16 protein-coding genes are annotated in these 18,721 nt (G+C 70.3%); 10 read left to right on the top strand and 6 right to left on the bottom strand.

Going from position 1 to position 18,721, the window contains the following annotated elements:
* The first annotated feature begins 182 nt into the window (after positions 1–182).
* The 6 genes from JT362_RS11655 to JT362_RS11630 all read left to right on the top strand — a co-directional run bounded on the left by JT362_RS11655 (position 183) and on the right by JT362_RS11630 (position 7,454).
* A complete protein-coding gene (locus JT362_RS11655) occupies positions 183–1,010 on the top strand; it encodes an AfsR/SARP family transcriptional regulator (RefSeq protein ID WP_260191141.1) in 828 nt (275 codons plus the stop codon).
* A 30-nt stretch (positions 1,011–1,040) separates the two neighbouring features.
* Complete coding sequence (locus tag JT362_RS11650; RefSeq protein ID WP_260191140.1) at positions 1,041–2,057, top strand: DUF1702 family protein; 1,017 nt, start codon at positions 1,041–1,043, stop codon at positions 2,055–2,057.
* A 108-nt stretch (positions 2,058–2,165) separates the two neighbouring features.
* Positions 2,166–3,146 (top strand): DUF1702 family protein, encoded by a 981-nt coding sequence (locus tag JT362_RS11645; RefSeq protein WP_260191139.1) that lies wholly within the window; start codon positions 2,166–2,168, stop codon positions 3,144–3,146.
* Positions 3,143–5,077, top strand: coding sequence for a CRTAC1 family protein (locus JT362_RS11640; RefSeq protein ID WP_260191138.1), 1,935 nt, complete (start codon positions 3,143–3,145; stop codon positions 5,075–5,077). The genes JT362_RS11645 and JT362_RS11640 overlap by 4 nt, the downstream gene beginning before the upstream one ends.
* Before the next feature lie 5 nt (positions 5,078–5,082).
* Complete coding sequence (locus tag JT362_RS11635) at positions 5,083–6,066, top strand: RnfABCDGE type electron transport complex subunit D (protein ID WP_260191137.1); 984 nt, start codon at positions 5,083–5,085, stop codon at positions 6,064–6,066.
* Complete coding sequence (locus JT362_RS11630) at positions 6,063–7,454, top strand: cytochrome P450 (RefSeq protein ID WP_260191136.1); 1,392 nt, start codon at positions 6,063–6,065, stop codon at positions 7,452–7,454. Before JT362_RS11635 ends, JT362_RS11630 begins: the two co-directional genes overlap by 4 nt.
* Positions 7,455–7,509: 55 nt before the next feature.
* Here the strand turns inward: JT362_RS11630 and JT362_RS11625 are convergent, their stop codons facing one another.
* On the bottom strand, positions 7,510–8,280 hold the full coding sequence (locus tag JT362_RS11625) for a helix-turn-helix domain-containing protein (protein ID WP_260191135.1): 771 nt from the start codon (positions 8,278–8,280) through the stop codon (positions 7,510–7,512).
* A 284-nt stretch (positions 8,281–8,564) separates the two neighbouring features.
* Between JT362_RS11625 and JT362_RS11620 the strand changes: the two genes are divergently transcribed.
* Genes JT362_RS11620 through JT362_RS11610 form a run of 3 tightly spaced genes read left to right on the top strand, consistent with a single transcriptional unit; the run spans position 8,565 to position 11,909 of the window.
* Complete coding sequence (locus tag JT362_RS11620; RefSeq protein ID WP_260191134.1) at positions 8,565–9,125, top strand: DUF5987 family protein; 561 nt, start codon at positions 8,565–8,567, stop codon at positions 9,123–9,125.
* Positions 9,122–10,756 (top strand): FAD-dependent oxidoreductase, encoded by a 1,635-nt coding sequence (locus JT362_RS11615; RefSeq protein ID WP_260191133.1) that lies wholly within the window; start codon positions 9,122–9,124, stop codon positions 10,754–10,756. The genes JT362_RS11620 and JT362_RS11615 overlap by 4 nt, the downstream gene beginning before the upstream one ends.
* Positions 10,757–10,814: 58 nt before the next feature.
* Positions 10,815–11,909, top strand: coding sequence for a carboxymuconolactone decarboxylase family protein (locus JT362_RS11610; protein ID WP_260191132.1), 1,095 nt, complete (start codon positions 10,815–10,817; stop codon positions 11,907–11,909).
* Between the two features lie 54 nt (positions 11,910–11,963).
* Here the strand turns inward: JT362_RS11610 and JT362_RS11605 are convergent, their stop codons facing one another.
* The 4 genes from JT362_RS11605 to JT362_RS11590 form a co-directional block, all read right to left on the bottom strand.
* Positions 11,964–12,725 carry an AfsR/SARP family transcriptional regulator gene (locus JT362_RS11605; protein ID WP_260191131.1) on the bottom strand — a complete coding sequence of 254 codons (762 nt, stop codon included), beginning with the start codon at positions 12,723–12,725 and terminating at the stop codon, positions 11,964–11,966.
* A gap of 330 nt (positions 12,726–13,055) precedes the next feature.
* Complete coding sequence (locus JT362_RS11600) at positions 13,056–13,256, bottom strand: hypothetical protein (protein WP_260191130.1); 201 nt, start codon at positions 13,254–13,256, stop codon at positions 13,056–13,058.
* On the bottom strand, positions 13,253–13,948 hold the full coding sequence (locus JT362_RS11595; RefSeq protein ID WP_260191129.1) for a hypothetical protein: 696 nt from the start codon (positions 13,946–13,948) through the stop codon (positions 13,253–13,255). The genes JT362_RS11600 and JT362_RS11595 overlap by 4 nt, the downstream gene beginning before the upstream one ends.
* 5 nt (positions 13,949–13,953) lie before the next feature.
* Positions 13,954–14,895 carry a hypothetical protein gene (locus tag JT362_RS11590; protein ID WP_260191128.1) on the bottom strand — a complete coding sequence of 314 codons (942 nt, stop codon included), beginning with the start codon at positions 14,893–14,895 and terminating at the stop codon, positions 13,954–13,956.
* A 203-nt stretch (positions 14,896–15,098) separates the two neighbouring features.
* On the opposite strand from JT362_RS11590, the gene JT362_RS11585 reads away from it, so the two are divergent.
* Positions 15,099–15,233 carry a hypothetical protein gene (locus tag JT362_RS11585; RefSeq protein WP_260191127.1) on the top strand — a complete coding sequence of 45 codons (135 nt, stop codon included), beginning with the start codon at positions 15,099–15,101 and terminating at the stop codon, positions 15,231–15,233.
* 73 nt (positions 15,234–15,306) lie between these two features.
* On the opposite strand, the gene JT362_RS11580 is transcribed toward JT362_RS11585, so the two are convergent.
* Entirely contained in the window at positions 15,307–18,378 is a 3,072-nt protein-coding gene (locus JT362_RS11580) for an AfsR/SARP family transcriptional regulator (protein ID WP_260191126.1), read from the bottom strand.
* Between the last annotated feature and the right edge of the window lie 343 nt (positions 18,379–18,721).

Here is an 18,721-nt window from a genome sequence, read left to right as displayed (position 1 = left end):
ATCAGCGCTCTTGGCCCAACTACTTCCTTTGTGCGGAGCGCGGTCGGCTCGGTCCGAGTAGCAAGATCGAATCACGCGGCTACTCCTGTGATGCTCTGGTCGCCGGTCGCATTTCGGAAGATTCGGCGGTCGTCCCGGGGACTTACGCTGCGATGAGGTGTACCGGTGAAATGAGCTGACTTATGCGAGCTGAAATCAATGTGCTCGGCGCACTGGAGGTCGCCGTCAACGGCGTCTCGGTGGTGCCGACGGCGAGCAAACCGCGCCAGCTACTGGCGATGCTCGCGATCAACTCGGGGCAGTTGGTGACCAACGCGGCGCTGATGGAGGAACTGTGGGGTGCAAACTCACCCCGCAGCGCGCCCAGCACACTGCAGACCTACGTGCTGCACGTGCGCAAGCTCATGCGCGGCGCCCTGCCCGCCGGGCAGGAAGACCTGGCGCGTGACCTCCTGGCCACCCGGCACACGGGGTACCTGCTACGGGTGGAGCCCGAGCAGGTGGACCTGGTGCGGTACGGCCGGTTGGCGGCGGCCGGGCGGGCCGCCGGCGCGGTCGGCGACTACGAGCGGGCCCAGCGGCTGCTGTCGTCGGCGCTCGCGATGTGGCGGGGCCCGGCGCTCGTCGACGTCGCCATGGGGTCGCAGCTGGAGATCGAGGCGATGCGGTTGGCCGAGAGCCGGCTGACCGATCTGACCCTTCGGATCGACGCCGACCTCCACCTTGGCCGACACCACCAGCTGCTCGGTGACCTGGCCGCGTTGTGCGCCCGCCACCCCTACATGGAGAACTTCCGGGTGCAGTACATGTTGGCGCTGCACCGCTCCGGACGGCCGGGTCAGGCGCTCGAGGTCTACTACGAGATGTGCGTGACCATCCGTGACCAGCTCGGGGTCGATCCCTCACCGCGTGCGCGGGAGCTGCACCGGGCGATTCTCCGCGGGGACCCGGTCATCGACACCCCGAGGTTCCTGGTCGACGCGTGGGCGTCCGACGCCGTCGCGGGTTGAGCCGCACTTCGTACCGTCTTCAGGAGAGGAATGCCGGTGGTTCTCGGTACCATACGCAGGCTGGCGCTGACCCCGAAGCTGCGCGCCGTCACCTTCGCCCACCGGGGGTTCCCCGGCGCCGGGTCGCCGTCCGCTGAGCGTCTCGAGGCGATCCCGCAGTCGGTGATCTGCGGCTTCGAGTGGGGGATCGAGCGGCGCACGCTCTGGGAGGTCGAGCGGCGCCTGGAGACCATGTCCCCCGAACTGCGCGGGTTCGCCTACGAGGGCGCGGCGATGGCCTACACGGTGCGCGACGCGATGGCCGGCGGCCGCGGCCGCCGGGCCGGCTCGAAGACCAGGGCGCTGCTGCTCGGCACCGGGGCCCCGCACATCTTCCTCACCTACATCGGCATCGGCTTCGCGATGGCGCGGCTGCCGAGACCGCTGTGGCGCGACGTCCTGCCCGACCTGGCCGGCTCGCCGTACCACCCGACGATGAGCTGGCTCGCCGTCGACGGCTACGGCTTCGACCGCGCGTACTTCCACACCCGCGCGGTCGTCGACGAGCAGCGGGTGCCCCGGCCCTATCCATGGGCCGGTGCGCCGGACTACTTCCCGCGTGCCGTCGACCAGGGGATCGGCCGTGCGCTGTGGTTCATCCACGGTGCCCTGCCGGACGGGGTCGTCGCCGCCGTGCGCGGGTTCCCCGCCGACCGGCGCGCCGACCTGTGGAGCGGGGTCGGGCTCGCCGCCACGTTCGCCGGCGGCTGTTCGGCCGCCAACCTCGCGCGGATCCGCGCGGCGGCCGGTGAACACGCCGACGAGGTCGCGCTCGGTTCGGTGTTCGCCGCGAAGGCACGTACCTACGCCGGTTTCGTGCCCGAGCACGGCCGGGTCGCCACCGAGGTCCTCACCGGGCTGACCGTCGAGGACGCGGTCGCGGTCGCCGACGCCACCGAGGTTCCCTCGGACGCGAGCGGTCCCGGCGGCGAGCCGGCGTACGAGGTGTGGCGGGAGCGGATCAGGTCGCGGATACGTTCGGCGCCCAATGTGGCCGACGCCGCCTGAGCCACCTCCGAACAGCTCGCACAGCCGAAGTGGAATAGCCACGCGGCACCCGTCGACAATTGAGTGGAATACCTCTCGCGAACTTACCCGAAAAAGGGGGAGAGCGTCTTGGGTCACGGCTGGCGCACGCTCCGGCGCAAGATACTGACGCCGAATGTATCGGCCACCTACCTGGAAACCCGTGGATTCCGCCGCAAGGATCGAGAATCCCAGGAACTGCTCGAGAAGGTGGGCGCGTTGTTCCTCGCCGGGTACGCGCACGCGGTGGAGGCGAGCTCGATCGCCGATGTCGAGGCGCGACTGGGCACGATCGAGCACCGGTTCCGTGGCTTCGCCTACGAGGGCGCCGGCATGGGCTACGGCATGCTCGACGGGTTGCCCTTCGGCCACCGGCACCACAACGACGACTTCCTCGCCGGGCCGGCCGCGGACCAGATCTACATCGTCTACTGCGGGATCGGCTGGGCGATGGCGCGGCTGCCGCGGTTCCGCTGGCCGAAGGCGGAGAGCCTCGACCCGTTGCTGCGCTGGCTGGTGCTCGACGGCTACGGCTTCCACCAGGCCTACTTCCACACCCGCAGGTACGTGCACGAGCACTACCAGGCCCCGCGCTTCCCGTGGCCGGACGACGAGTCGCGGGCCTACGCGAACCGCGCGATCGACCAGGGCATCGGCCGGGCGCTGTGGTTCGTCGGCTGTACGGACGTGGCGGAGGTCGCCCGCCTGGTCCGGACCTACCCGGCCGCGCGGCACGGCGACCTGTGGGCGGGGGTCGGGCTCGCGTCGACCTACGCGTGCGGCGCGAGCCGCGACGAGCTCGTGCGGTTGACCGAGCTCGCGGGTGAGCACCGTCCGCAGCTGGCCCAGGGCTCCGCGTTCGCCGCGGAGGCGAGGGTCAAGGCCGGGCTGTGGATACCGGAGACCGACAGCGCCACGAAGATCCTTTGTGGACAGGACGCGGAGACCGCGGCGCGGATCAGCGTCGAGATGCGACCCGAGCACGTGCGGAACGGTGCCCTGCCGAGCTACGAACTGTGGCGGCAGCGCATCGCAGAAGAGTTGATGTCCCTTGGAGGTGTGAGTAAATGACCACGAAAGTGGGCTGGCTGCGCAGGCAGCTGCCGGGGGTCATCGCCGTGGTGGTGGCCGTGGTCGGCTACGTCGTGGTCAGCCTGCCGTCGGTGTCGGCGGCCGAGCAGAACCGTGTGGCGAGCCGGTACGGATTCCAGGCGATGACCATCGCGCTGCCGGAGGCGGACAAGAACCAGACGATCCGCCCGGTGAACCAGGAGTACGAGAAGATCCAGGCCTGGATCTCCTCGGTCGGCGCGGCGATCGCGATCAACGACCTGGACGGCGACGGCCTGTCCAACGACCTGTGCCTGGTGGACACCCGCACCGACCAGGTCGTGGTGACGCCGACGCCGGGCGCCCGCGACGACCGCTACGAGCCGTTCGAGGTCGACCTGGCGCCGCTGCCGAGCAACGACGCGATCGCCCCGATGGGCTGCGCGCCGGGCGACTTCAACGAGGACGGCCGGATGGACCTGCTGGCCTACTACTGGGGCCGCACGCCGGTGATCTTCCTCGGCGACCCGGAGGCGACGGAACTCGGCGAGGACGCGTACACCGCGACCGAACTGGTGCCGGAGCCGAAGGTCGTCGACGGCGAGTACGCCGACGACCAGTGGAACACGAACGCGGTGGCGGTGGACGACTTCGACGGTGACGGGCACCAGGACATCTTCATCGCCAACTACTTCCCGGACAGCCCGGTGCTCGACCCGACGGTCGACGGCGGGGTCGAGATGAACGACGGCCTGTCCAACGCGAAGAACAGCGGCAAGAAGATGATCTTCCGGTTCGAGGAGGCGGATTCGGACTCGGTGTCCTTCACCCGGGCACCGGACTCGATCTTCCCGGACGGTGCGCTGTGGGGCTGGACGCTCGCCGCGGCGGCCAACGACCTGGACGGTGACCTGCTGCCCGAGCTCTACATCGCCAACGACCACGGTGTGGACCACCTGCTGTACAACAAGTCCGAGCCGGGTCGGATCGAGTTCGGCGGGGCCAAGCAGACCCGCACGCCCGGCGTGCCGAAGTCCAAGCAGCTCGGCAACGACTCGTTCAAGGGCATGGGCATCGACTACGGCGACCTGAACCACGACGGCATCTACGACCTGTTCGTCTCGAACATCACCACGCCGTGGGGCATCCAGGAGTCCAACCTGCACTTCCTGTCCACCGTGGACAACCAGAAGGAGCTGCGAGCCAAGCTCGCCGCGGGCGAGGCGCCGTGGGAGGACCGCAGCGCCGACCTCGGCACCGCGTGGTCCGGCTGGGCCTGGGACGTGAAGCTCGCCGACTACGACAACAACGGCGAGCTGGAGATCACCCAGACGACCGGGTTCGTGCAGGGGCAGACCAACCGGTGGCCGAACCTGCAGGAGCTGGCCACCGCGAACGACAGCCTGATCGACCAGGAGGTGTTCTGGCCGAACGTGGAGAAGGGCGACGACCTCGCCGGCGACCAGACCCTGCACCTGTTCGCGAAGAGCAACGAGGACGGCGGCCGGTACGTCGACGTCGCGCCGCACCTCGGCCTCGCGGTCCCGGTGCCCACCCGCGGCCTGGCGACCGCCGACGCCGACGGCGACGGCCTGCTCGACTTCGCGGTGGCCCGCCAGTTCGCGGCGCCGGTCTTCTACCGGAACACCAGCGACACCGACGGCGACTTCCTCGGCCTGCGGCTGACCCACCCGGACGGCGCGCCCGTGGTCGGCGCGCAGGTGGAGGTGACCACACCGGACGGCCGCGACCTCATCGCACGGGTCGACGGCGGCAGCGGCCACTCCGGCAAGCGCAGCACCGACGTCCACGTCGGACTGGGTGAGGTGGACGGCGAGGTCGACGTGACCATCAGGTGGCGGGACCGAACTGGCGAGGTTCACGAGCAGAGCCTCGATCTGAGCACCGGCTGGCACGACTTCCAGCTCGGCGGCCAAGCTGAGGAAAGGTGAGCAAGGTGGCTGAATCGACAGAGCCGAAGGCGCCGCCGCGGCACAACCCGAAGGTCATCATCGCGTTACGCAGGTTCGCGATCTCGATCACGGTCTTCAACATCGTCGGCTACCTGTTCCTCGGTTTCGAGCAGCCGTGGATCTGGCCGTTCGTCGCGCTGGCGACCGCCTACACGACCGAGCTGGTGCTGGAGTGGGTGGGTTCCCGTGCCGAGCGCCGGGACCCGAGGTATGCGGGCAACGGCGCCCGCGGCCTGATGGAGTTCCTGTTCCCGGCCCACATCACCGGCCTCGCGCTGAACATGCTGACCTACGTCAACGACCGCATCTGGGTGATGATGCTCGGCGTGTTCATCGCGGTGAGCGCGAAGTGGGTGCTGCGCGCGCCGGTCAAGGGCAAGCTGCGGCACTACATGAACCCGTCGAACTTCGGCATCGCGATGATCCTGGTGCTGTTCCCGTCCTGGGCGAGCATCGCGCCGCCGTACCACTTCACGGAGAAGGTCGACCACTGGGTCGGCTGGCTGATCGTCGCGGTCATCATCGTCTCGGGCACGATGCTCAACGCCAAGCTCACCGGCCGCATGTGGCTGATCTTCGGCTGGCTGTCGTTCTTCGTGCTACAGGCCGTGGTCCGCGGGCTGCTGTTCGGCGTCTCGATCCCGGCCGCGCTCGGGATGATGACCGGCGTCGCGTTCATCCTCTACACCAACTACATGGTGACCGACCCCGGTACCACGCCCTCCAAACCGGGCGCCCAGTTCCTCTTCGGCGCGGGCGTCGCGGTGGCGTACGGGTTCTTCATGGTGGCCCACATCGCCTACGGCCTGTTCTTCGCCACGGCGGCGGTGTGCCTGATCCGCGGGGTGTTCCTCTGGTCGCTGCACTTCGTCGAGAAGGCGAAGGCGCAGCAGCGCCCGAGCGCGGAGGTCACGACGTTGCCGACGGGCGGGACGCCGGCTGGCAGGTCGGAGGTGCGGGCGGCATGACCGCGGTCGACGACCCGGTCGACAGCGTGCGGGCGGCATCCGGAGCGATCCGGGTGCCGCCCGGCCCGCCGCGCAGCGCGACCCTGAAACTGCTGCGACAGCTGAAGAACGACCGGCTGACGCTGATGTCGACCGCCGCGGCCGAGTACGGCGACGCCGTGCGGGTCGGCATCGGGCCGAAGACGCTGTACTTCTTCAACCACCCCGACACCGCCAAGCACGTGCTGGCCGACAACGCCGCGAACTACGACAAGGGGATCGGCTACCAGGAGGCCAAGCGTGCCCTCGGCGACGGGCTGCTCACCAGCTCCGGGGAGCTGTGGCGCAAGCAACGGCGCACGATCCAGCCGGTGTTCCAGAACAAGCGGATCACCGGCCTGGCGGACGTCGTCGCCGAGGAGGCCGAGCGGCTGGTCGGCCGGCTGCGGGCGGGCGCCGGCGGCGTGCCGGTCGACCTGCTGACCGAGCTCACCGGCTTCACCCTGGGCGTGCTCGGCCGCACCCTGCTCGACGCGGACCTCGGCGAGTTCGACTCGATCGGGCACAGCTTCGAGGCGGTGCAGGACCAGGCCATGTTCGAGATGGAGACCATGGGCCTGGTACCACGGTGGCTGCCGCTGTCCGGCCAGCGCCGTTTCCGGCGGGCCAGGGCGGACCTGCAGCGGATCGTGGACAAACTGGTCGCCGACCGGCTCGCCGAGCCGCGCCCGGACGGGGACGACGTGCTGACCCGGCTGATCCACTCGACGAGCCTGGAACGGGACCCGGGGGTCGCCGCGACGCGGATGCGCGACGAGCTCATCACGCTGCTGCTGGCCGGGCACGAGACGACGGCGAGCTCGATCGGCTGGACGATGCACCTGATCGACGAGCATCCGGAGACCGGCCGGCGGCTGCACGAGGAGGCCCTCGAGGTGCTCGGCGACCGGTTGCCCACCTACGCCGACCTGAGCAGGCTTCGCTTCCACACGATGGTGCTGCAGGAGTCGATGCGGCTGTTCCCGCCGGTGTGGATCCTCACCCGGCGAGCGCTCGCCGAGGACACGGTCGGCGGCTACCGGGTCCCGGCCGGCGCGGACGTCCTGATCTGCCCGTACACGTTGCACCGGCACCCGTCGTTCTGGGACCGGCCGGACGAGTTCGACCCGGACCGGTTCGACCCGGACCGGCCCTCGGCACGGCCGCGCTACGCCTTCCTTCCGTTCGGTGCCGGGCCGCGGTTCTGCGTCGGCAACCACCTCGGGCTGATGGAGGCGACCTTCGTGCTGGCGTTGCTGTCCAGGGAGCTGCGGCTGACGAAGGTCCCCGGCCACGACGTGGTCGCCGAGCCGATGCTGTCCCTGCGGATGCGCGGCGAGCTGCCGATGACCGTGCGAAAGGCGAACTGACGTCGAGAAGCGACGGCACCTCCCGGGCCCGCCCGGGAGGTGCCGTCGTCGTTGGTCAGGCTCCCGGCAGGACGGCGTCCTCAGTCCTGCCGGGAGCCCACGTTCCCCTGACCCACATCGGCTCGTCGAGTTGCGCGAGCAGTACGGGCGGGTCGAACAGGCTCCGCGGTCGCAGCCACAGGTCCGTGGTGCGAACCGGAACGTCGTGCCGGATGTCGAGCGGGCCGAGCGCGGCGACATAGGACAGCGGGATCGGGTCGGTCAGGTCGGCGGTGTGCGCGAGGACGTGCCAGGTTCCGTCCGGCACGCCGTCGATGGTGAACGCGCCGGCGCCGTCGACCGTGACGTGGCGTACCGGGCAGCCCTGGGCGACCCGGTCGGCGAACACGCCGATCACGATCCGCTGCGGGCGGCAGGACGGGGGCGTCCAGACCCTTCCGTGAATGTGGCCCCGGCCCGGGCCGGGCGTTGCCACCTCGGGCAGCGGCGGGGGGAACCCGCCCAACTGGCGGTATTCCGTCGGCGAGACGCCGACACTGCTCCGGAACCGCGAGCTGAACGTGCCGATGCTGTTGTAGCCCACGGTGTGGCTGATGTCGGCCACCGTCGTGGACGTCGTCAGCAGCAGCCGTTTGGCCTCCTGCAGGCGGAGTGCGGACAGAAAACGTCCTGGGGATATCCCGGTGACCCGCAGGAAGATACGGGAAAAATGGAACTTGCTGAACATCGCGGTTCGCGCCATGTCGTCAATGGTTATTCGCTCGCCAAGATTTTCCGACATCGCGCGAATGACGCGAGTAACCGCGTCTCTGGATACGTCGTCCATTGTTGGCACCGCTCACTGGATTAGAGGAATCAATTCGAAGGTAGGTTTGTGGGCAGTCCTGGGCAACCGGTCTCGACAGCGGCGCAAGCACCGGCCCAACACCGGTCGAGAACCGCTTCAGGAACGCCACAGCCGCATGCCGACGGCTCTCGGCGCGGGCGAGGGATGGCAATGAAGAAGATGTGATCGGACGAAGCGGGTCGGCAGAATGAAGCAGGTCAGCGCGGAGGTCTGGCACGCCGGTCAGTACGCGGCTTCATTCGCGGCATACGAGGAGGACCACTGTGGAACCAGGTTCGGACTCCGACCGGACGGCGACACTCGAGGCGTTCGCCGACACGATCGTCCCCGGAGTGAAACGGTCCCCGGACGACCGCGCCATCGCCGGAGTGTGCGACGACCCCGGTGCCGTCGAGGCGGGTGCCCTGGAACTGCTGAACACTCCGGCCACCGGGGTGACCGAGGGGCTGCCCCACCTGGCCACGGCGCTCAACACGCACGCGCGGACCTACGCCGACCGCGAGGGTGTCGAATTGGACGACGACGTGCCGTCGTTCGTCGCGCTGACCTACGAGCACCGCGCCGCACTGGTCGCCGAGCTGACCGCGCCCGGGCATCCGGAGAAGGACGGTTGGGTGCTGCTCGCCCTGTTCTCCAACATGGCCTACGACAGCGCGGCGCACCGCAACACCGCCGAGGCTCTTGCCGACGGCCACCCGGGCCTGCTCGCGATGGGCTTCGCCAAGCCGGACGCCGACGGCCTGTGGCGGTTCCCGGAGTACAGCTACGGCGAGAAGCTCGCCAAACGGCATCCACGTACGACCGACTCGGGGAGCCCGGAATGAGCGCCGTGGAGAAGACCGACGTACTCGTCGTCGGCAGTGGCTTCGGTGGGTCGATCGCCGCCTACCACCTGGCCGCGGGCGGGGCGAAGGTCACCGTGCTGGAGCGTGGTCCCTGGCTGGAGGGCAAGGACTTCGACCACGACTACCTCCTTGGTTCGTCCTACACAAGGGTTTTCGACTTCGTCGCCGGTGACGGGATGAGCGTCCTCGGCGGAAACTGCGTCGGCGGCGGCAGCGTCGTGTACTTCGCCGCGCTGCCGCGCGCCCCCCGGTTCGTCTTCGACAAGCAGGGCTCGATCGGCCGGCGCATGTGGCCGGCCGCGATCGACCGCGACACCCTCGACCCGTGGTACGACCGGGTGTCCGAGGTGATGCCGGTCAGCCAGCAGGACTGGGACGACGTCACCTACAGCGGTGGGCTGTGGGCGGCGGCGTGCCACCACTCGGGTCGATCGGCCAACCCCGTCCCGGTCGGCATCGACAAGGCGAAGTGCACCAACTGCAACTGGATGATGGCCGGCTGCCGGTTCGACGCCAAGCGGTCGCTGCTGCTCAACTACCTGCCGGCGGCCATCGCCCACGGTGCCCGCATCCGCCCCCTGCACGAGGTGCAGCAGATCTCCCGCACCGACGACGGCGGCTACCGGGTGCACTACAACCTCATCCACGACGAGGACTACCGCATCACCACGGGCAGCGGCACCATCGACGCCTCGATCGTCGTGCTGGCCGCCGGCACGGCCGCCACCCCGGTGATCCTGCAGCGCTCGGAGGAGACCCTCGGCGCGATGCCGCACGCCGTCGGCCGCTACTTCTCCGGCAACGGCGAGCGCCTCAACACCGCGATCATCAACGAGGACCGCGTCCGCGACGTACTGGGACTGCGCCGGCCGAACGGCGCGGCCTACGAGGCCAACCAGATCGGCAAGGGTCCGGTGGCGGCGTGCTGGGACTTCCTGGACGGCTCGCGGCCGGAGTACTCCCGGTTCTCCATGGAGCAGCTGTACTTCCCGCCCGGTCTCGGCACCATCCTCGCCCAGGCGCCGGGCGCCACCGGCCCGGCCTGGTTCGGCAAGGAGAAGAAGGAGATCCTCAAGCGGTGGAAGTCGTGGCTCACGATCTTCCTGATGACCGAGGACGACAACGAAGGCGTCTTCGGGCCGCCCCCGCCGACGGGCAACGCCTACCGGATCTCCCAGCAGATGCTCGGCCGCGGCTCGCTGCGCTACGACCCGACGCCGAACACCCTGCGCGGGTGGGCCGAGGCCGATGCCGAGGTCAAGAAGATCCTGGAGAAGGACGGCCTGGCCACCGTCGAGCCGTGGACCAACGACGTGGTCGGCGCGTACACCGTGCACCCGCTGTCCTCCTGCCGGATCGGCGACGACCCGGCCACCTCCGCGCTCGACGACCGGCACGAACTGCGCGGCCATCCGGGCATCTTCGTCACCGACGGCTCCGCCGTGCCGAGTGCGCTGACCGTGAACCCGGCGCTCACCATCGCGGCGCTGGCCGAGCGGGCGATCCCCGGCATCGTGCGCGCCGCGCGCGACCGCGGGGTCGACGTGACCTATGGCGCCCCACTGCCGACGGCCGCCGCGAGCGGCCCGGCGACGGAGTCGGTTGCCTGACGCCCGCCCATCCGATCCCGCGGGGATCGAGTGATTCATCGCGGATCGAGGAGGACGGATGGCCGGGTGGCTGGTCCGCACGGCACTGCGGTCGTCGCTGAACCAGGTGCGGCACGTGCGCCCGGTGCCCCCTCGACGGGCCACGGGTCTGACGGCCGCCGTCTACCGCCAGGTCGAACGCGACTTCGGCATGCTGGCCCCGCCGGTCGCGCTGCACTCTCCGTCGCCGGCGGTGCTGGCCGCCGCGTGGTCGATGCTGCGCGAGGCCCTCGTGACCACCACACCGGTGCGCCGGGCGGTCAAGGAGGCCGTGGCGACCGGGGTGTCGCGGGCCAACTCCTGCCCGTACTGCGTCGAGGTGCACTCGGCGGTGCTTGGCACGCTTCCGGTGGAGCACGCCACCGCCGCGGTCACCGAGTGGGCGAGCGGCGGTGGGTCCCGGGCCGGCACGACGACCGACAGCGTGGGGCGCGCGGGCCGGGTGCTCACCGCGCCACGGCCGTTCCCCGACCGGGACGCGGCCGAGCTGATCGCGGTCGCCGTCACCTTCCACTACCTCAACCGGGTGGTGAACGTCTTCCTCGGCGACTCGCCGCTGCCGCCCGGCGTGCCGGCGGCGGCGCGGGAACGGGCGGGCCGGTTCGTCGGCCGCGTCATGCGGGCGCCGGCGTTGCGCGGCGGCGAGGCGTCGGCGTCGGCGACGCTGCTCCCGGCGGCACCGCTGCCGGCGGACCTCGCCTGGGCGGCGGGGGAGGAGCACCTCGCCGCCGCGTTCGCCCGGGCGGCCTCGGCAGTCGACACGGCCATCGACACAGGCATCGACTCGGCGGTCCCGGCTTCCGTCCGCGACCTGGTCGTGGCCGAGCTGGCCGACTGGGACGGCGAGCCGCCCGGGATGTCCCGTGCCTGGCTGGACGGTCCGGTGTCCTCGGTGCCGAGCCAGGACCGACCGGCCGCGCGACTCGCGCTGCTCGTGGCCAAGGCGTCCTACCAGGTCGAGGACGATGTCGTCGCGGCCTACCGGCGGGACCGCCCGGCGGACGCCGCGCTGGTCGAACTGGTCTCGTGGGCGGCACTCGTCGCGGCGCGCCGGGCCGGTGTCCGGCTGGCGGGGGACGGGACCGGCCGGCCGGGACTCGGCGAGGTCGGCTGAGTCCGGCGGCCCGTTCCCTGGGTACCCGGGTAACGAGTTGTCCTGCTCGTCACGTCAACTGGTGAACACGAAGTTCGAGTCGTCCATCACCGCGTGCCCGGTGAGGACCGCGTGGTGCACCTGCCGCACTCGGGCGGACGGCTCCACCCCCAGCTGCTCGACCATCGCCGTGCGCAGCCGTCGGTACGCCTCCAGCGCCTGGCTCTGCCGGCCGGACCGGTACAGGGCGACCATGTGCTGGGTGCAGAAGTTCTCCAGCAGCGGGTGCCGCGCGCACAGCATGGCCAGCTCGCCGAGTAGTTGGTGGTGCCGGCCCAGCCGCAGGTCCGCCTCGATCCGCAGGTGCAGGTCGCCGAGCCGGGTCTCCTCCAGCCGCATCGCCTCGATCGCGAGCTGTGGCCCGGTGGGCACGTCGGCGAGGGCCGGTCCCCGCCACAGCCGCAGTGCCTCGCCCAGCGCGCGGGAGGCGGTTTCGTGGTCTCCCGCGTTCACCGCGTCGCGTCCGGTCGCCGACAGTTGCTCGTACCGGAACGCGTCGACGCTTTCCGGTGCCACGTTCAGCAGGTACCCGGAACGCCGGGTGATCAGGATGTCCTTGGAGTCGATCGACCCCTCCCCGGCCAGCGCGTGTTGTAACTTCCGGCGTAACTTCAGGATGTAGGTGTGCAGGGTCGGCACCCCGCTGCGGGGCGGCTTGTACTCCCAGATCTCCTCGGTCAGGGCGGTCGTGGAGACGACGCGACCGGCGTTGAGCGCGAACATCGCCAGCAGCTGGCTCGGCTTGCTGGCGGTCGGAACGATGGACTCTCCCCCCACGGAAACCTCCAGCGGACCGAGAACCTTGATCTCTACTCGCATCGGAGACAACTCCCTCTCGTTTCAGCACGCACGACGAATGCCCACCCGCCGAACCGGCGGATGGGCACATGTGTTATACGCTTCGAGTTCTGCAAGAAAGAGGGCATGCGAAGCCCAAGAAAAGCGTGACAGGTTACCGAGTCATTGTCAAGTCGGCCGCGAGAAGGTGTTCAGCGGACGGATACAATAATCAGCGCCCCAGGTGGGGAATCACCCGGGGCGCACCCGTAATACAATTTTTCGGACCGTCCGGCTATGTGGTCCGCGGTCGTCGGTTTTTGTCGGACGTCAGTTTTCTCGGCCGCTCGCCGCCCGGTCGACCACCAGTCGGAGAAGCTCGTCCAGGTCGTACTCCGCTCGACCCGGCCGGCCGTAGCGGGTGAGCTTGCCCCGGCTGGCCCACTTCCGGACGGTCGCCTCGCTCACCCCGGCCGCCAGCGCGGCGAGCTGGGTCGGAACGGTGCGCCGCACACCGGTCGGTGACCTCATTCCGCGCCCTCCGGTGCCCGCTTGCTCGCGTCCTTCTCGCCGTTCCGCGACCTGTTCTGCTGCGCCCAGAGCGACAGCCAGTGCTCCGGTGCCCACACGTGCCCGGCCTCGCAGCTGACCTCGTAGGGCTCCCCGCCCTCGCGATGGGCCTCGGCGTGCACGGTCCGGTCGCAGCCCGGGTGCAGGCACTCGCCGACGGCCACCCGGAACCCGGCGTTCGGTCGCAGTGCCTCGCTGACCGCGTTGGCCAGGTCGGTCAGCTCGTCCACCAGGTCCGGCGCCGCCGGGTGCGCGCACAACCAGTGCAGGTGGATGGCGAGGAAGCTGGCGAGCTTGCGGACGGCCAACTCGTCCGGCCCGGGCACCTCGCGCTCGTTGCTCACCAGGCTGCACCAGGAGGCCAGCACACCGAAGATCTCGGTCCGCACGGTGACCACGGCCTCCCGCAGCGCGATGCCGCGCGGTCGGTGACCGCTCACCCGCTCGCGCATCAGGTGGTGCGGCCTGGGGTCGAGCATGTACGCGCACATCTCGAACAGCGCGGGCAGGGCGACCAGCTCGTCCTCGATCCGGTCGCGGCAGTCCGCGCAGATCCGCAGTCCCGGTACGACCGGCGCGGGACCGGCCTCGTCGTGTCGCCGGCTCTCGCAGCGCGGTGCGGTGCCGTTGGTCCGCCGTGCCCCACTCGCCATTCCGCTCACTCCTCGTCGGTCAGGATCTGGACACCCAGCCCGCGCTGCTGTGCGGCCTGGCAGATGCGGTACGCGAGCTCGACGTTCAGCTCCTCGACGCCGAGCAGCTCCACCAGCACGATGTCGTTCGTCCGGCGCCGGTCGGCCTCCCGTCCGGTCAGCAGCTGGCCGAGGTCGCCCGCGACGGTGACCTCGGCGGTGACCTCGGCGGTGACCTCGGCGGTGACCTCGGTGTAGGAGGTGTCCGCGACGCGCCGGGCGGGGACGGACGACAGCAGGTCGAGGTCGTCGACGTAGACCTGGTCGACCTCCCCGTCCAGCGGGAGATCGAGGCCGGTCGCGTTGACCAGCACGGTTCCCCGGGCGAGGCGTTTGAAGCTCACCTCGTCGAGGTCCGGCTGGCAGGTGCCGTCTCCGCCCGCGACCACCAGGTTGGCCCCGAACATCGCGTCGGCCGCGGACGGGGCGACGGAGTGGCCGATGCCGCTCAGGTCGAGGTGGTCGAGGAGCTCGGCGCCGGGGTGGGCCTCGGGGCCGCCGCCCACCCACAGCGCCACGTGGCTGATGTCCGGGACGTGCCGGGTGATCACGGCCAGCTGTTCCTGGACCGGTCCGGTGACCCCCAGCATGGCGACCGTGACGCCGCCCGGGACCAGCAACTCTCGTGCGGCCAGCGCGGCCAGGGTCGCGGACTGGGCCACGCGCAGGCTCGTCGCGGGAAGGACGCGCAACGCCGTGCCGGACGGGTGGTCGAGTGCCACCAGCTCGGCGGCCTCGTCGCAGCCTGGCCCGGACCACGGGACCAGCCGGCCTGGTCCGCGACGCGCCGGCTCGGCTCGGGTGATGGTCCGCCCGATCAGTTCCTCGGCCAGTACCGCGACCGGGTCGATGGCCGCCAACGCCTGCCACACCTCGGGGGCGCGGAGCAGGAACACCTTGTCGGTCATCGGACTTGCCTCTCTACACGTGCGCGAGCCATGACCGTCAATCTCGCGGAGTGCGCTATAGAGGCCTTATTTGATCACTATCGACGGACGATAGCGATTCTTAAAGCGACCGAATGTCAACCAAAGGCGAGCCCCTGTTGAGTCGTTCTCGAGCGGAACACCCGCCGAAACGAAATCCAAACAACAGCCTCGGAGGCATTGCCATGTCTGCCATTCGCAAGATCGCCGTGTCCACCGCCGCCCTGTTCCTCGGCCTGACCGCGCTGTTCGTGACGACCGGTACCGCCGCGGCCGACTGTGACTGGAACGCGCCGGTTCCGTGCCGCATGGCGAACTGACGATTGTCGGATAGGTGCGGTTCGGCGGCAGGGCAGTCAATCGGGGAGATCGCTCTGCCGCCGCGGGTCGCGCTCAGCGAAAGATGGCGCTCCCGTAGGTGCGCTCCAGTTCCTCACGCAACCTTGTCGCCTCGACGGAATGCACTTTGCCGAGCAGGGTGATGGCCTGCTCGAGATCGCGCGCGGCGAGTTGCTCCTCGCCCCTGGCCTGGTGGATGTCCGACCGGAGGATCAGCGACTTGGCCCGCCAGATCGTCGAGTCGAGCTCGGTGAACAACGCGTAGGCGGCATCGACGTGGTTCGCGCCCGCGGCGAGGTGGCCACGGGCCAGGGCGATCGTACCGAGGGAGTGGTGGGCCATGCCAGCGACGACCCGCTGGCCGACCTGCTCGGCGATGGACAACGCGTGCTGCAGCGTGGTCTCGGCGTTGTCCAACCGCCCGGTGCGTTGACGGACCACGCCCAGGCGGCACAGCGCGTGCGCCTCGCCGATCCGGTCGCCGATGTCCCGAACGATCAACAGCACCCGGTTCAGCGCCGTGTGCGCCTGCTCGACCTCGTTGGTCATCAGGTGCAGCTCGGCGAACCGGTTCAGCGCCTGCGCCTCGCCCCGCAGGTACCCGACCCGCTGGAAGCGCTCCAACGCGGTGTCCAGCAGCCCCCGCGCGCGGTCGGCATCCCCCTCGTCGATCGACACCTTGGCCAGGCTCTGCAGAATGTGCGCCTCGCCGACCAGGTCGCCGACACGGCGCATCCGCTCCAGGGCGGCCTCGTACTTGGCACGCATCTCCGCGGCCCGGTTGCGCATCCGGTCGGCCGTCGCCGCGTTGCGCAGCACGAGTGCGTACCCGTGGTCGTCGCCCTCCTCCTCGAAGATCTCCAGCGCGGCGGAAAGGCACCGCTCGGCGTCGACGGGCCGGGTGTGGAACAGGTACATCGTGCCGAGCGAGTACAGCATAGCGGCGCGGCCTCGCCGGTTGCCCGCGGCCTCGGTCGTGGCGAGCGCCCGCTCGGCGGTCTCGCGCCAGTCGTCGAAGTAGCTCTTCACCTCGAACAGGGTCACCGAGCTGAGCGCGAGGTCCCAGCACGCCTCCGCCATCCCGTAGTCGGCGGCCAGGTGGACCGCCGACACCAGCGACCGGCGCTCGGACTCGAGCCACTCGATCTGGTCGCCGATCTCGTCGATCTCCTCCAGCTCGGCCGCGCGCTCCCACCGGGCCGCGGTCCCGTGCAGGGTGGTGTAGTCGCCGCCGTACTCCTTGCGATGCGCGTGCTCGGCCCTGGCCAGCCAGGCACCGAGCAGCCGGGTGACCGCGCCGGCGCGGTCCTCCTCGGGCTCCTCCCGCAGCTGCTCGGTCGCGTAAACCCGGATCAGGTCGTGGAACCGGTAGCGCAGGTGCTCGCCCGGGTACTGCACGGTGTCCAGGAGCTGGGCCTCGACCAGGCTCTCCACCACCTCGTAGGCGTCGAACGGGTCGATGTCGAGCAGGGGCGCGGCGGTCCACGCGGGGAAGTCGGGCGTCGTGATCAGCGCGAACCGCCGGAACAGGCTGCGCGCGACGGGGGAGAGGGACTGGTAGCTCAGGCCGATGTTGGATCGCAGGACCAGGCCGCGGTAGGACAGCTCGTCGAGGCGACGGACGGAGTTGCGCAGCCGCGCGACCAGCACGTCGAGCCGCCAGTGCGGTCGTGACGCCAGTCGGGCGCCCGCGATCCGGATCGCCAGCGGAAGCCCGCCGCAGAGGGTGACCAGCTCGGCCGCGGCGTCCTGCTCGGCCGCCAACCGCGTCGGGCCGATGATCTTGGCGAGCAGCTCCAGCGACCGGTCGACGTCGAACACGCCGACGTCCTGCAGGTGGGCACCGGGCAGTCCGGACAGCGGGGCCCGGCTGGTCGCGATCACCGCGCACCCGGGTCCGCCCGGCAGCAGCGGCAGGATCTGTTCCTCGCTGCTCGCCCCGTCCAGCACGACGAGCACCTTCTTGCCCGCCGTACGGCTGCGGTACAGGTCGATCCGCTCCTCCACGTCGTCGGGCAACGCCGAGCCCTCGACGCCGAGCGCCCGCAGGAACCGGGTGAGGACGGGCCGCACCCGGTCCTCACCGTCGGGGGAGCCGAGGTCGCCGTAGAGGTGGCCGTCCGGGTAGACGTCGCGCAGCTCGTGGGCGGCCCGCAGCGCGAGGGTGGACTTGCCGACCCCGCCCTTGCCGGACACGGCCACGATGCGCGTGCCGTACCGGCTGCCCGTCTCCTCGTCGTCGGACAGCGCCCGCTTGATCTCGTCGAGCTGCGCCTGCCGGCCGGTGAAGTCGGCGATGGTCGCCGGCAGCCTGCGCGGCACCACCGAGGGCTCCGCGGGCGCGGTCGAGCTCGGGCCGTGGCTCACACCGTGGTTCACCGGCGCCGACGGGATGTCGAGCTCGGGGTCGCGGTTGAGGATCGCGGTCTCCAGCCGCCGCACGCTCTGGCCGAGTTCGATGCCGAGCTCCTCGACGAGCGTGGCGCGGGCCCGCCGGCACAGTTCGAGCGCCTCGGCCTGCCGGCCCGACCGGTACAGGGCGAGCATGAGGAACTCGTAGAGCCGCTCGCGCAGCGGGTGCTCGTCCACCAGGGCCGTGAGCTCGCCGATCACCTCGTCGTGCCGACCCAGCGCGAGGTCGAGCCGGATGCGCTCCATGATGGCCGAGAGTCGCGCGTCCGCCAGTTGGGCGGCCTCGCGCCGGAGCCGCTCGCTGTGCAGGCCGCCCAGCGCCGGACCCCGCCACAGTCCCAGCGCGCTGCGCAGGGTGGCGACCGCCTCGGAGAGCCGGTCGGCGTTGACGTGCGCTCGCGCGGAGGCGACCAGGCCGGCGAACTGCGCGGTGTCCAGGTCGGTGTCGGCGACCTCGAGCAGGTAGCCCGGTGCGCGGGTGTGGATGGCCATGGTCCCGCCGGTGTTGCCGACCACCCGGCGCAGTGCCGAGATGCAGATCTGGATCTGCGCGCGCGCCGTCGTGGGCGGCGAGGTGTCCCAGACGGCGTCGATGAGCTGTTCGATCGGAACCACCCGGTTGGCGTTGAGGGCGAGCATCGCCAGCACCACCCGTTGCCGGGTGCCGCCGAGGTCGAGTGCCTCACCGCCGTGCGACAGTTCGAGCGGTCCCAATAAGCGGAGAGTCAACCACATCCCCCTTTGAGGCGAACGCAGCCGCCACACCTATCCGTAATGGCTCCGTCGCCAACAGTTGTCGTGGCGCGCCCCCGCACGAAACCACGCTTCGTGCATCTCCGATTCTGCCACACATTTGCCATATTCCGATCGGAATGGTTCGAATGGCTCACTATCTGCTTGCGGCTGTGGCGGTCGAGGTCCTGAGCAGGCGTAGCCGGCCCATCGCAAACGAGGAGATGCGTCGTGAACGGCTCGGGTCCGACCATGGACACCGGCACGACGACCGCGCTGCCCAGAGCGCCGCCCACGTCCTAGAGATTGGACCACGGAATGACTG

The organism is Actinophytocola gossypii, from assembly GCF_025165815.1.
Lineage (GTDB): Bacteria > Actinomycetota > Actinomycetes > Mycobacteriales > Pseudonocardiaceae > Actinophytocola > Actinophytocola gossypii.
This window is presented reverse-complemented; position numbering and strand designations above follow the sequence as displayed.